Annotated in this window: 11 protein-coding genes; 1 reads left to right on the top strand and 10 read right to left on the bottom strand. The window is 63.3% G+C overall.

Annotation, left to right across the window (positions count from 1 at the left end):
• Positions 1-65: 65 nt before the first annotated feature.
• The 4 genes from AC1DXN_RS20230 to xylF form a co-directional block, all read right to left on the bottom strand.
• Positions 66-1,688: a CHASE domain-containing protein gene (locus tag AC1DXN_RS20230; RefSeq protein WP_477270841.1), complete on the bottom strand. Its 1,623-nt coding sequence runs from the start codon at positions 1,686-1,688 to the stop codon at positions 66-68.
• 183 nt (positions 1,689-1,871) lie between these two features.
• The gene (locus AC1DXN_RS20225; RefSeq protein ID WP_192259350.1) at positions 1,872-2,669 is read right to left on the bottom strand and encodes an ATP-binding cassette domain-containing protein; all 798 of its coding nucleotides are present in this window, start codon (positions 2,667-2,669) and stop codon (positions 1,872-1,874) included.
• A 13-nt stretch (positions 2,670-2,682) separates the two neighbouring features.
• Positions 2,683-4,014: a sugar ABC transporter permease gene (locus AC1DXN_RS20220; protein ID WP_477270839.1), complete on the bottom strand. Its 1,332-nt coding sequence runs from the start codon at positions 4,012-4,014 to the stop codon at positions 2,683-2,685.
• 150 nt (positions 4,015-4,164) lie between these two features.
• Complete coding sequence (gene xylF, locus AC1DXN_RS20215; RefSeq protein ID WP_477246362.1) at positions 4,165-5,205, bottom strand: D-xylose ABC transporter substrate-binding protein; 1,041 nt, start codon at positions 5,203-5,205, stop codon at positions 4,165-4,167.
• A 272-nt stretch (positions 5,206-5,477) separates the two neighbouring features.
• Between xylF and AC1DXN_RS20210 the strand changes: the two genes are divergently transcribed.
• Positions 5,478-6,725, top strand: coding sequence for an ROK family protein (locus AC1DXN_RS20210; protein ID WP_477270837.1), 1,248 nt, complete (start codon positions 5,478-5,480; stop codon positions 6,723-6,725).
• A 338-nt stretch (positions 6,726-7,063) separates the two neighbouring features.
• Here the strand turns inward: AC1DXN_RS20210 and phoB are convergent, their stop codons facing one another.
• The 6 genes from phoB to AC1DXN_RS20180 all read right to left on the bottom strand — a co-directional run bounded on the left by phoB (position 7,064) and on the right by AC1DXN_RS20180 (position 13,260).
• Positions 7,064-7,753, bottom strand: coding sequence for a phosphate regulon transcriptional regulator PhoB (phoB, locus tag AC1DXN_RS20205; protein WP_477270835.1), 690 nt, complete (start codon positions 7,751-7,753; stop codon positions 7,064-7,066).
• 19 nt (positions 7,754-7,772) lie between these two features.
• Positions 7,773-8,480, bottom strand: a complete 708-nt coding sequence (gene phoU, locus AC1DXN_RS20200; RefSeq protein ID WP_477270833.1) for a phosphate signaling complex protein PhoU — start codon at positions 8,478-8,480, stop codon at positions 7,773-7,775.
• 41 nt (positions 8,481-8,521) lie between these two features.
• Positions 8,522-9,346, bottom strand: coding sequence for a phosphate ABC transporter ATP-binding protein PstB (gene pstB, locus AC1DXN_RS20195; protein ID WP_202299037.1), 825 nt, complete (start codon positions 9,344-9,346; stop codon positions 8,522-8,524).
• A gap of 16 nt (positions 9,347-9,362) precedes the next feature.
• Complete coding sequence (gene pstA, locus AC1DXN_RS20190; protein WP_477270831.1) at positions 9,363-10,679, bottom strand: phosphate ABC transporter permease PstA; 1,317 nt, start codon at positions 10,677-10,679, stop codon at positions 9,363-9,365.
• A complete protein-coding gene (gene pstC / locus AC1DXN_RS20185; RefSeq protein WP_477270829.1) occupies positions 10,676-12,136 on the bottom strand; it encodes a phosphate ABC transporter permease subunit PstC in 1,461 nt (486 codons plus the stop codon). The genes pstA and pstC overlap by 4 nt, the downstream gene beginning before the upstream one ends.
• Positions 12,137-12,231: 95 nt before the next feature.
• Positions 12,232-13,260: a substrate-binding domain-containing protein gene (locus AC1DXN_RS20180; RefSeq protein ID WP_477246349.1), complete on the bottom strand. Its 1,029-nt coding sequence runs from the start codon at positions 13,258-13,260 to the stop codon at positions 12,232-12,234.
• Positions 13,261-13,762 lie beyond the last annotated feature (502 nt).

Raw genomic sequence — 13,762 nt, 5'->3', positions numbered from 1 at the left:
CAAGGCGGAGACCGGCTGGTCCGGTCTCCGTTTGTTTGCGTATTCGAACCGCCCGTGGCGGCGTTTCAGTCCGACAGCGGAATCCTGATTTCCACTTTCAATCCGTCGGCACGGAAATCGCGCCTGATCGTGCCACGCAATTCGCGCGTGACATTGAGATCGATCAGTTTTGTGCCGAAGCCGGTCTCGACAGGTGCTTCCAGCTTCTTTTGCCCGGCCTCGCGCCAGTTGAGGGCCAGCATCCGGTCGCGTCCGCGCCCTTTAACCGACCAGTCGACCTTGAGCGCGCCAACCGAATTGCCAGCCTCGCCATATTTCAGCGCGTTCGTCGCCAGCTCGTGAAAAGTCAGGCCGAGCGCCTGCGTCGTCGTCTCATCGAGCAGAACCTGTGGCCCCGACAAGACGCCTTCCGGAAGCTCCTTGCCGAACACCTGGCCAAGTTCGATGCGTAAGAGATCGCCGAGATCGGCTTTCTGCCAACGCGAGCGCGTCAGCATGTCCTGCGATGCCGCCATCGCCTGCAGCCGGGCCGAAAAGGACGCTGAGAATTCGTTGACGTCGGTGGCCCGCGACGCCGTCTGGCGTGCGATCGCCAGCACCCGCGTGATCGAGTTCTTGATACGATGCTTCATCTCCTGCAGCATCAGATCCTTTTCGAGCAAGCTCTTCTCGGTCGTTTCGTGCAGCAGCGACTTGGCGTCATAGGCCCGCTCCTGATAGCGCGCCACCAGCGCAATTGTGCCTGCCAGCAGCAGGCCGAACAGGCCCAGCATCACCGGAATGGCGCGCGAGGAGGGCTGCGAGAAGGCGCTTGTCGGCCGAAACAGGACGGTCCATGGCCGGCCGGCCACGGTGATCTGGCGTGTCACCAGCAGCCTGTCGCCGAAGGTTGCCGCCGGGGGTGTTTCGGACCGGAACAACAGATCGCCCGCGTCCACCTTGCCATCGTAGATTTCGGTATTGACCGGCAGCAGCGGCGTCCGGCTGAGTGCGATCTGGAACAGATCGCGGGCGCGGAAGGCGGCATAGAGTAAACCCGCCGTCGAGGATCTCGACGCATTGATGACGTCAGGCGCGGTTTCCACATTGAGCCGCACAAAAACCAGGAAGCCGGTAAAGGTCTGCGCTGCACCCGTGCCCTGGCCGAGCTGGATGAGCCCGCTCGCATGCTGCTGGTCATCGGCCATCGCCTTTTCGATCGCCGCCCGGCGCACCGGTTCGGTGAACATGTCATAACCGATGCTCGACTGGTTGGACGGGTCCAGCGGTTCGAACATGAAGATGGGCGTGCGCCAAGGCTGCGTCGTTTCAGGATAGACCGGGTGTGCGACGCCATGATCGTGCAGAATATCACGCTCGATCGCCGCCTCGTCGCCGGTTTTCGCCAACCTGAGAAAACCGATGCCACGCAGGCCGGCGAAATTGTTGTCGACATCGAGCGCGCTGAAGAACGCCTTGAACTCTGCTTGCGAAATGTCGCCATTCCGGGCGTCAAACAGCGCCTGGGTTGAGCGCAGCAGCGACAGATGCAGATCAATGCGGCTCTCGATCCGGTTGAGCGCGTCGTCCGCGGCCGCCTCGAATTTGATCCGCGCCGCCTCCTGCGTGGCGAAATAGGCAAATCCGGCCATCGTCAGGCTGATCAGCGCGACGGCGACAAAGGCGACGATCGGGAAGAACTTCTTCAACGGATGTTGCGGCCCATGGATTCGGGACCTTTATGGCATGTCACCGCGCCAACACAATGGCGAGGACAAACCATCGTGAGAGTTGGCCTATCGATTGCCTATGGTTAGCCGGCTTACCAGATCATGATCCCGAAAAGTGGAAACCGGTTTTCGGAACAGATCATGGCCGAACCAGATAATAGCCTATGCTGCGATCTTCAGCGCGCCAGGCCCGGGAATGGCCCCGGGTGGGCATTTGCCCAGGATAATCATGCCGAGCACCTCGTCCTGGGTCACATCGGTGGTGCGCGCCGTGCCGACGACCTGGCCGTTCTTCATCACGCAGACGCGGTCAGCGAGTTCGAACACGTCATGGATGTCATGGCTGATGAGGAAGATGCCGATGCCGTCGGCCTTGAGCTGCTTGACCAGTTCGCCGACCTGCGCCGTTTCCTGCGGCCCGAGTGCCGCCGTCGGCTCGTCCATGATCAGGATGCGGGCGTTGAACAGGATGGCGCGCGCGATCGCCACCGACTGGCGCTGGCCGCCCGACAGCTTGATCACCGGCTCCTTGAAGCGCTGGAAGCGCGGATTGAGCCGGCCCATCACCTTGCGCGCCTCGGCTTCCATGGCGACATCGTCCAGCGTGCCCCAGCCGGTCATCAGCTCACGACCGAGGAACAGATTGGCGGCGGCGTCGACATTGTCGGCCAGCGCCAGCGTCTGGTAGATCGTCTCGATGCCGTATTTCTTGGCATCGCGCGGGTTGGAGATCGCAGCCTCCTGGCCATTGACGAAGATCTGGCCAGCGTCGCGCTTGTAGGCGCCGGAAAGGATCTTGATCAGCGTCGACTTGCCGGCGCCGTTGTGGCCGAGCAGCGCCACGACCTCGCCCGGGAAAAGATCGATGGATGCATCGTCGACGGCGCGAATGCCGCCGAAGGCGATCGAGATGTTGCGCATGTCGATCAGCGCTGTGCCCGTGGGAGCAGTTTTTTCCATGATCGTTCCTCCCCTAGACCCGCTTGCGGTAGACCGTGTCGAGCCACACCGCGATGACCAGCACGGCGCCGACCACGATGCTCTGCAGCGGCGAGTCGATGCCAAGCAGCACCATGCCGGATTGCAGCGACTGCATCAGAAGCGCGCCGAGCATGGCGCCCATCACCGTTCCGGCGCCGCCGGCCAGCGACGTGCCGCCGATGACGGCGGCGGCGATGACTAGCAACTCGTCCAGCGTGCCGAGCGCATTGGTCGACGCGTTGAGGCGGGCCGACGAGATCGCGGCACTGATGGCCGCCAGCACGCCCATGATCATGAACACCTTCATGGTCACCCAGCGCGTGTTGATGCCGGCGAGTTCGGCTGCCTCCGGATTGCCGCCGATGGCGAAGACATAGCGGCCGAAACGCGTGCGCTTGGTGATGAAGGTCATGATGATGCCGACAGTCACCGCCATCAGCACCGGTATGGCGATGCCGTGGGCGATGAACAGCCCGCCTTCGGGAAGGGTGATGCCGTTCTGCTGCGCGTATTGGCGCACGATGCCGATCGGCCATGGATAGGAATTGGCGATCCAGACGGCGCCGAGGATGGCCACGCAAGCGACCACGCCAAGCAAGGTCTCAGCCCAGACGGGGCGCAATGGAAAGGCGAACCGCTTGCGTTGCGAGCGGCCGTTGAGCAGCGCGAAGGCAACCGCCGCACAGGCGACGACACCGACGATCCAGCTGGCCGTGGCGCCGATCGAGCCGCGTGGTCCGCCACCCATCAGCTGAAAAGTGGCGTCGAGCGGCGCTACCGTGCGGCCGCTGGTGATGAGCCATGCCATGCCGCGCCAGACCAGCAGGCCGCCCAGCGTCACGATGAAGGCCGGAACCTCCATATAGGCGATGATGAAGCCATGGAACGCACCGATCAGCAGACCAAGCACCACGCCGACGGCAAGCGCGATGATCCAGAGCCAGGGATTTCCGAGCTGGAAGCCGATGACGCGAATGAGGAATTCGGCCTGCGCCACGCCCATGATCATGCCGATCACGCCTTCGACGGAACCGACCGAAAGGTCGATGTTGCGCATGACGATGACCAGCACCATGCCGGTCGCCATGATCGCGACCGAGGAGGTCTGCACCGACAGATTCCACAGATTGCGCGGCGTCAGGAAAAGCCCGCCCGACAGGATGTGTATGCCGACCCAGATGACCAGCAGCGCGCCGACCATGCCGAGCATGCGCGTGTCGAGCTCGGTAGCCCTGAGGAACCGCCCGGCGGCGCTGAGTTCGGATGCACGCGCCCGGTCCGCGGCAGTGCTGGCGACCGGCTGATTAGAGGTCGTGTCGGTCATGCTATCCTCCCACCGGTTTGCCGTCTGGCGCGGATGCCGGAACATGGATGCTATTTGCTTTCCGCGGTCATTTGAAGCGGAAAGCCCCTTGAGAAACGCCGCGGCTTTTGGGCCGCGGCGCCGAGATTTGGAACCGATAGCGGTCCGGTTTTAGTTGCAGGCTGCAACGCTGCCAGCAGTGACGCCAGCGCAGACTTCGTCCTTCTTGATCCAGCCGGCATCGATGACGACGTTGAGGTTGTCCTTGGTGATGGCAACCGGGGTCAGGAAGAGCGATTTGACGGTGTTGCCGCCAGGCGTGGTGAAGTCCTTGGCGCCGGCAATGTCTCCGGTCTTCTTGCCGTCGGCCAGCTGCGAGGCGATCTCGGCGGCGTTCTTGCCGAGTTCGCGCGCGTCCTTCCACACCGACACGGTCTGCGTGCCGAGTGCGATGCGGTTCAGCGCGGCGTGGTCGCCGTCCTGGCCCGACACCGGTACGGTTCCGGCCAGGCCCTGCGCCGTCAACGCGGCGACGACGCCGCCGGCGGTGCCGTCATTGGCTGCAACCACCGCATCGACCTTGTTGTCGTTGGCGGTCAGGAACTGTTCCATGTTCTTCTGGGCGTTGGCGGGCAGCCAGCCGTCCGTGTAGGCCTCACCGACATTCTTGATCTTGCCGCCGTCGATGGCTTCCTTCAGCACTTCCATCGAGCCGGCGAACAGGAAATCGGCGTTCGGATCGGCACCGGAGCCCTTGATGAAGACGTAGTTGCCTTCCGGCTTGGCCTTGAACACTTCGCGGGCCTGCATGCGGCCGACTTCCTTGTTGTCGAAGGTCAGGTAGAAGACATCCTTGTTCTCGATCAGACGGTCATAGCCGACGACCGGAATGCCTTCGTCCAGTGCCTTCTGCACCGCCGGGCCGATGGCCGATGCATCCTGCGCAAGGATGATCAGCGCATTGGCGCCCTGCGAAATCAGGCTCTCGACATCGGTCAGCTGCTTGCCGGGATTGGACTGCGCGTCGGCGGAGATATACTTGTCGCCGGCGGCCTCGATCGCCGTCTTCATCGCCGCTTCATCGGTCTTCCAACGCTCTTCCTGGAAGTTCGACCACGAAACGCCAATGACCTTGTCCTTCGCCTGTGCGACCGACGCCAGCGTCAGCGACATGGCGACACCCGCCAGGATGGCGGCTGTGAATCTTTTCATTGTATCCTCCCTGCGCCGCGTGCGGCGCGACCAAACTGGCCCGAAGGCCGGCACAAAGGCTCTATTTTTTCGAGCCTCGAAAAAATACTGATCCAACGTCGGAGCGCTGTCAACATCGATTCTGATGGATTTTGACGTGCCACTGACTTTTTTTCGAGGCTCGCAATAAATAATGACAGGGCTGCCGGCTTCTGCCAATATTTGGCTGGTGTCACCGACTGCCTTCAATATCATGAGAGGCCGCGAGGACGACCGGGAGGAAAGCAAGAAAGATGTCGGTTGGAATCCGCCACGACGATTTGCGCCGCCGCAACCGGGCGATGGTGCTTTCGGCCGTGCGCCGCGCCGGCCAGCCGTCGCGGACCGAGATCGCCGCGACCACCGGCCTCAGCCACTCCACCATATCGGCGATCTCGTCGGACCTGATCGAGGAAGGCATCCTGGCCGAGAGCAAGGCCAGCGAGCCGGTTTCGCTGAAACGCGGCCGGCCGCAAGTCGGTCTCGGGCTCAATCCGGAAGCAGCCGCGGTGATGACCGTGGTGCTGTCGCTGAATTTCCTTTCCGTCGCCGTCATCGACTATGCCGGCCAGGTGGTGGCCGAAGAGCAGCGCCGGCTGGACACGCTGACCATGCCGCGCGACGAACTGATCGGCGAATGTGTCGCCATAGTCAGGCGTCGGCTCGAGGATCCCGACCTCGACACCCACAGCGTTGCCCGCATTGCTATGGGCATCCAAGGCATCACCGATTCGCACGCCCGCGCCATGCTGTGGTCGCCGATCACGCCGCAGACCGACATCGCCTTCGCCGACATACTGGAAGGCGAATTCGGCATTCCGGCCACCATGGAAAACGACTGCAACATGATGGCGGTGGCGCTGCAGTGGCGCGATCCGGTCCGCTACCACGACGATTTCATCGCCATCCTTTTGTCGCACGGCATCGGCATGGGACTGGTGCTGAAGGGCGAGCTGTTCACCGGCACCCATTCATCGGGCGGCGAGTTCGGCCACATGATCCATCGCCCGGGCGGGGCGCTGTGCCGCTGCGGGCGGCGCGGCTGCGTCGAGGCCTATGCCGGCAACTACGCCATCTGGCGCAACGCCAGGCAATTGGGCGAGGACGCCGAGCCGGTCGCCGATGTCAGCGACGCCGACATGCGGGCGCTCGCCGTCGCGGCACGCGAGAAAGACGGGCCGGAGCGCGAGGCCTACCGCAAGGCCGGCGAAGCGCTCGGCTTCGGCCTCGGCAGTCTTTTTGCGCTGATCGATCCCGCGCCGGTCGCCATGGTCGGCGTCAGCGCCGCCGCCTTCGACCTGATCGAACCGGCGCTGCGCGAGGCCATCGCCCAGACCGCCGGCGGCCAGCACTCGAAATCGATCTCCTTCGACACCGAACCGAACGAATTGCCGCTGATCCGCGAAGGCTGCGCCATGCGGGCACTGAGCTTCGTCGACCAGGAGATCTTCGCGCCGGGCGGGCAGGCACGGGCTGGCGCTATCGGGAAAGACGTGGCCTGAGGACGACGTCAATCATTGATGCCGCAGATTGTCGCCGACTTTGGAGATTGGCCGAAGCCGTCCCAACGTCGTCATCCCAGGGCGAAGCAGGAGCGAAGCTCCGTCGCGGAGACCCTGGGATCCATGCCGTGAAATCGGTCAAAGAATTCAACGGGGCAGAATTCTGCACAGTAGCAACGCCTTGAGGTCGCGGCATGGATCCTTGGGTCTGCGCCGCGTCGCTACGCTCCTTGCTTCGCCCAAGAATGACGAAGCCATGAGCGGGCTGAGCCAATCATCGACGTGTGAGGTCCGGGAGTGGACGCATTCAACCAATAAACGCTTCCGCGCCGAGGGACCTAGTCTTCGCGGATCGCATAACCGGCGCCCCGAATGGTTCGGATGACATCTGGCATGCGGCCATTGTTGACCGCCTTGCGCAGCCGGCCGACATGCACGTCCACCGTGCGTTCGTCGATATAGATCGTCTCGCCCCAGACATTGTCGAGCAACTGGCTGCGCGAGAACACCCGGCCAGGATGACGCATCATGAACTCAAGCAGGCGGAATTCGGTCGGCCCGAGCCGGATCTCGCTCTTCTTGCGATAAACCCGGTGCGATTCTCGATCGAGCACGATGTCGCCGACCTTGAGCACGCTGGACAGAACTTCCGGCTTGGCGCGGCGCAGCAGCGCCTTGACCCTGGCCATGAATTCCGGCGTCGAGAACGGCTTGACCAGATAGTCGTCGGCGCCGGTCGACAGGCCGCGCACGCGGTCGCTCTCTTCGCCACGCGCGGTCAGCATGATGATCGGCAGCCGCTCGGTTTCGGGCCGCATCCTGAGACGCCGGCACAGCTCGATGCCGGAAACCGCCGGAACCATCCAGTCCAGCACCAGCAGGTCGGGCACGTTTTCCTGCAGGCGGATCTCAGCTTCGTCGCCGCGCGTCACCACCTCGACCTGGTAGCCTTCGGATTCGAGATTGTAGCGGAGGAGCAGGCCTAGCGGCTCCTCGTCCTCCACCACCATGATGCGTGGCGCGATCATCGACTGGTCAGCCTTGTCGTCATGCCGCCGGCGCGGACATCGCCGTCTCGTCCTGCTTCGGACGATTGGCGGGCAGCTGCGTGCCGGTCAAAACATAATACGCATTTTCGGCGATGTTGGTGACATGGTCGCCGATGCGCTCGAGGTTCTTGGCGCAGAACAGGAGGTGCGTGCACGCGGTGATGTTGCGCGGATCTTCCATCATGTAGGTCAAAAGCTCGCGAAACACCGATGTGTATTTGACGTCGATGCGCTCGTCGTCATTCCTGAGCTTGGCGAGCGCGGCCGCATCGGCGGCGGCATATTCCTCGACCACTCCCTGCACCTGGATAAGCACCAGTTGGGCCATCGCATCGATGGAATGCGACAGGTCGCGCGGCGTGACGCTGAGGCCGACGGTGCCGACGCGCTTGGCGATGTTCTTGGCCAGGTCGCCGATGCGTTCGAGGTCGCCAGCCATGCGGATCGAGCCGACCACTGCGCGCAAATCGTTGGCCATCGGCTGGCGCTTGGCGATCAGCGTGATGGCGCGGTCGTCCAGCTCGCGCTGGCGCGCATCCATGATGGCGTCGTCGGAGACGACGCGCTGTGCAAGGGCGTTGTCCGAATTAAGCAGCGCCTTGGTCGAGCCGCTGACCATCGAGCCAGCGAGATCGCCCATGTCGCGGATCAGCTTGCTGATCTGCCCCAGCTCTTCATCGAAAGATGCGACGGTATGTTCACCCATGATCCTAGTCCTCGTGCCTGAAACTTCGCTGCCGGAACCGCTCAGCCGAACCGGCCGGTAATGTAGTCCTGGGTGCGCTTGTCGTCGGGGTTGGTGAACATCTTGTCGGTGGCGCCCTCCTCGACGAGATAGCCGAGATGGAACATCGCCGTGCGCTGCGACACGCGCGCCGCCTGCTGCATCGAGTGGGTGACGATGACGATCGTGTAGTTCTGGCGCAGTTCGTCGATCAGTTCCTCGACACGGGCGGTGGCGATCGGATCGAGCGCCGAGCAGGGCTCGTCCATCAGGATCACCTCGGGCGACACGGCAATGGCGCGGGCGATGCATAGACGCTGCTGCTGGCCGCCGGAAAGGCCGGTGCCGGGTTCCTGCAAGCGGTCCTTGACCTCGTTCCAGATCGCCGCCTTCTTCAGGCTCGACTCGACGATCTGATCCATATCGGCCTTGCGCTTGGCCAGTCCATGGATGCGCGGGCCATAGGCGACGTTCTCGTAGATCGACTTCGGGAACGGATTGGGCTTCTGGAACACCATGCCGACGCGCGCCCTGAGCTCGACGACGTCGATGCTCTTGTCGTAGATATCCTCTTCGTCCAGCGTGATCTTGCCGGTCACCCGCGCCGAGTCGATGGTGTCGTTCATGCGGTTGAGGCAGCGCAGGAAGGTGGACTTGCCGCAACCCGAGGGGCCGATCAGCGCCGTCACCTGATTGAGGCGCACGTCGAGATTGACGTCGAACAACGCCTGCTTCTCGCCGTAGAACACGCCGACCTTGTCGCCGCGCATTTTGATCACTTCGTTCGACTTGGCGTTCATTTTATCGCCCACAGCGTTTTCAAGGGACTGTTCGGTCATGATGTTCATACCAAAATGCCTTTTTCTACCAGCGCCGCTCGAACCGGCGCCGAAGCACGATCGCGGTGATGTTGATGGCCATGAGGAAGACCAGCAGGATGATGATGGCGCCGGACATGCGTTCGACGAAGGCGCGTTCGGCCTCGTTCGCCCACAGGTAGATCTGCACCGGCAGCGCCGTCGCCGGATCGAAAGGTGTCTTCGGATAGTCGGCGACGAAGGCGACCATGCCGATCAAGAGCAGCGGCGCGGTTTCGCCGAGCGCGCGCGCCAGGCCGATGATGGTGCCGGTGAGAATGCCGGGGGCGGCTAGCGGCAGGATATGCTGGAACACCATCTGCATCTTGGAAGCGCCAAGACCAAGCGCTGCTGCGCGGATCGACGGCGGCACGGCGGCGAGCGCCGCACGCGTCGCGATGATGATCGTCGGCAGCGTCATCAGCGTCAGCACCAGGCCGCCGACGAAGGCCGCCGAGCGCGGCATGCCGAGAAAGTTGATGAAGACGGCAAGGCCGAGCAAGCCGAAGACGATCGACGGCACCGCGGCCAGATTGTTGATGTTGACCTCGATCAGGTCGGTGAAGCGGTTCTTCTTGGCGAATTCCTCCAGATAGATGGAGGCGGCGACACCGATCGGCAGCGCCAGCAAGAGCACGATCACCATCATGTAGAGCGAGCCGATGATCGCCACGCCCATGCCGGAGGTTTCAGGGCGGCTGGAGGCGCCGTAAGTGAACAGGCCGGCGTTGAAGTGCTCGGCCATCACGCCGTCCGCCTTCAGCTTGTTCATCCAGGCGATCTGCTGGTCGGAAACCTTGCGGCGCGCTTCCTCGACGCCGAGGTCGATCTGCCCCTTGAAGGCCGAGTCGAGATTGGCGGCAGCCAGGATGTTGACGTCACGCGTCGTGCCGATGACCGACGGATCGGCGGCGACGATGTCGCGCAGCTGGACGCGGGCGCCTTCGGACAGGAAGCCCTTGAGCTGTTTGATAGCCGGCTTGTCGTCGGGAGAAATGCCGAGCTTGGCGATCAGCGCGTTTTCGGCAAGCTTGGGATAATTCGCCTTGATCAGTACATTCGGATCGGTGGCCCGCTTGTTGGAAGGATCGATCACCTTCTCGTCGAAGGAGATCGGCAGTGACACCGTCGTCTGCCAGAAGGCGGTGTAGCCCTTCGAGACAATGGTGACGAGGATGATGGCCAGGAAGGCGAGGCCGACGGAAATCGCCAGCATGCCATAGATGCGGAAGCGGCGTTCGGCGGCATAGCGGGCCTTCAGCCCGATGTCGCGGCGCGGATGAGCGGCGGCCCGGACCATCGTGTCCATGGGAATGTCGGTCATTCGTACTGCTCCCGGTATTTGCGCACGATGTAGAGCGCGACGATATTCATCACCAGCGTCAACGCGAACAGCGTCAGGCCGAGCGCGAAGGCGACCAGCGTCTGCGGCGAATTGAACTCGAGGTCGCCGGTCAGCTGGTTGACGATCTTGACGGTGATGGTCGTCATCGCCTCGAACGGGTTGACGGTGAGATTGGCGGCGACGCCTGCCGCCAGCACGACGATCATCGTCTCGCCGATGGCGCGCGAAGCGGTCAACAGGATGGCGCCGACAATGCCGGGAAGTGCCGCCGGCAGGATGACGCGCTTGATTGTCTCGGAGCGGGTCGCGCCGAGGCCGAGCGAGCCGTCGCGCATGGCGCGCGGCACCGCCGTGATGATGTCATCGGACAGCGAAGACACGACCGGGATCAGCATGACGCCCATGACCAGCCCGGCGGTGAAAATGCTCTGGCCCTGGACGAAGGGCGAGCCGCCCGTCAGCGCCGCGGAGAGATCGCGCAGGAACGGCCCGAGCGTGACCACCGCGAAGATGCCGTAGACGATGGTCGGTATGCCGGCGAGCAGTTCCAGCGCCGGCTTGACCACAGAGCGCAGCCGGGGCGTTGCATATTCGGCCATGTAGACCGCCGACATCAGCCCGATCGGCACCGCGACCACGAGTGCGACCGCCGCGATATAGAGCGTGCCGGCAAGCAGCGGGATCAGGCCGAACTGGCCCTGGCTGCCGCCCGAACCAGCAGCGGAAAAACGCGGATCCCAGACCGTGCCGAAGAAGAAACTCGCCGGCGACACGCTTTCGAAAAAGGTGATCGTCTGGAACAGCATGGAAAGCACGATGCCGACCGTGGTCAGGATGGCGATGGTGGAGGCGGCAAGCAGCCCCCACAGCATCAGCCTCTCGACATTGTTGCGCGCCCTGGCGCGCGGCGCGATCTGCCTCAGCGCATAGAAGGCGCCGGCGATCGACAAGGCGAAGGTGATAATTGCGCCAAACAGGCCGAGCCGGTTCTGCACGGCGTTCGCCTCGACGGCGATCGGGATCATGTAGTCCTGCGTGTCGGTCGCCAGCGCCACGCCCTTGGCGGCGAGCATCGGCTGCAGTTCGGCGAAAGTGGCTGGCAGTGCGGTGTTCGCGTCGAGCTGGCGCAAGCCTTTGGCGAGGCTCTTTACCAGACTGACGTCCAGCGCCTCGCTGGCAACCTTGCTGTCGGCGGTCCGCTCGGGCAAGGCGGCGTGAATGTGACGGTCGAGATAGACCGAAGAGCCGACGTTCCAGACGGCGAGCAGCAAAAGGGCGGGCAGAACGGCGAGCAGGAAGGCCCACCAGCCGTGATAGTGGGCGCGCGAATGCGGCTTCACCGTGCCATTGTCCTGAGCGGAAGCACGCTGCCGGCCGATAAAGAACGCAACCAGGCCTATGGCAACGATAATGGCGAGTACGAGCAAGGACGACATCACCCACCCCAAGGAAAATTCAAAGCGCCGCCGCCATTGCGGCAGGCGACGAAACCAGGGCGCGGACTTGGCCCGCGCCCTGGTTCGGTAGCTGATTACATCGTCTTTCCGGCGGCGAATGCGTCACGCTGGGCCTGACGCTCTGCGTCGGGAGCCGCAACGAGGCCGTATTCGGCGAGCGGGCTTTCCGGGCCGACCATCTGGTCGTCAAGGAAGAACTCGACATATTCCTTGAGCCCGGGAACGACGCCGAGATGCGCCTTCTTCACGTAGAAGAACAGCGGGCGCGACACTGGATACTCGCCGCTGGCGATGGTCGCGGTCGAAGGCACGATGCCCTTGACGGTCGCAACCTTCAGCTTGTCGGCGTTGTTTTCGTAGAAGGCGAGGCCGAACACGCCGACGCCGGTCTTGTTGGAGTCGATGCGAGCGAGCGTCTCGGTATAGTCGCCGTCGATGTCGATAGCCTTGCCGTCCTTGCGGATGGCGATGCAGGTCTTGCCGACTTCCTTGTCGTCGCTGATGCCGGTGGCCTTGATGGCGGCCTTGTCGCAGCCGGCGTCGAGAAGCTTGGTCTCGAACACTTCACGCGTGCCGTGCTTTTCACCCGGAATGTAGGCGGCGATGTCCCAGTCGGGCAGCTTCGGGTTGACCTGGCTCCACTTGGTGTTCGGATTGTCGACCAGCTTGCCGTCGACGACCAGCTTGGCGGCCAGCGCCTTGTAGATGTCGGCGGGAACCAGCGCCCAGTCCGGGCCCTTGATGTCGGTGGCGAAGACGATGCCGTCATAACCGATGCGGACTTCCTGGATTTCCTTCACGCCGGCGTCGGCGCAGGACTTGACCTCGTCCGGCTTGATCGGGCGCGAGGAGTTGGCGATATCGATCGTGTCTTCGCCGACGCCCTTGCAGAATTCCTTGATGCCGGCGCCGCTGCCGCCGGACTCGACCACCGGGGTCTTGAAGTTGGTAAAGGTTTCGCCGAACTGCTCGGCGACAATCTTGGCATAGGGTAGCACGGTCGACGACCCGGCGACCTGGATCTGGTCGCGCGCGGCGGCGAAGCCGGACGACGCGGCCAGCGCAAGCGCCGCGGCCGACGCCGTGAGGAGGAATTTCTTCATGTGGCCTGCTCCTGTTCGGAAGATGGTCTCTCGGCGCCAGTGTCTGTCGGCGCCCGCTGAGGCCAATAGCCCCCGATTATTACAGTCGCATGACAGTTTCGTGTCAGCCCGGTAACGTCGAACGGACGTGCCGAAAGTGGCGGCCGGCCAGCCTTGGCAATATGGCCGCGGTTTGCTGCCGGAATCAGGGACTTGCGCGATTGCGGGCGGCTTGTTCCTCGGTGACAGGCGCCGAGAAAGAAAATCCGGGCGGGAGCGCGTTGCCTGTGGCCAGAGTGTGTCTTGGCCGAGCCATCACCGAAAACAGGGTCCGTTGGGGTAGAATTGACGCTGTTTCTTGCCGGCGGTCGCTTGCTCCCGCCCGTAACCGGAGCGGATTTCCATGCGACCATTGTCCCGGCTGCGGGCTTGTTTTGGTATGGTGCGATCGCACCATAGTGTTTCGCGCAAGGGCGGCGCCGAATCTTCGGCGATCTTTCTCCGCTCCTTGCGAAAGCAGCTG

This window comes from Mesorhizobium sp. P2_H9 (assembly GCF_056403215.1).
This window is presented reverse-complemented; position numbering and strand designations above follow the sequence as displayed.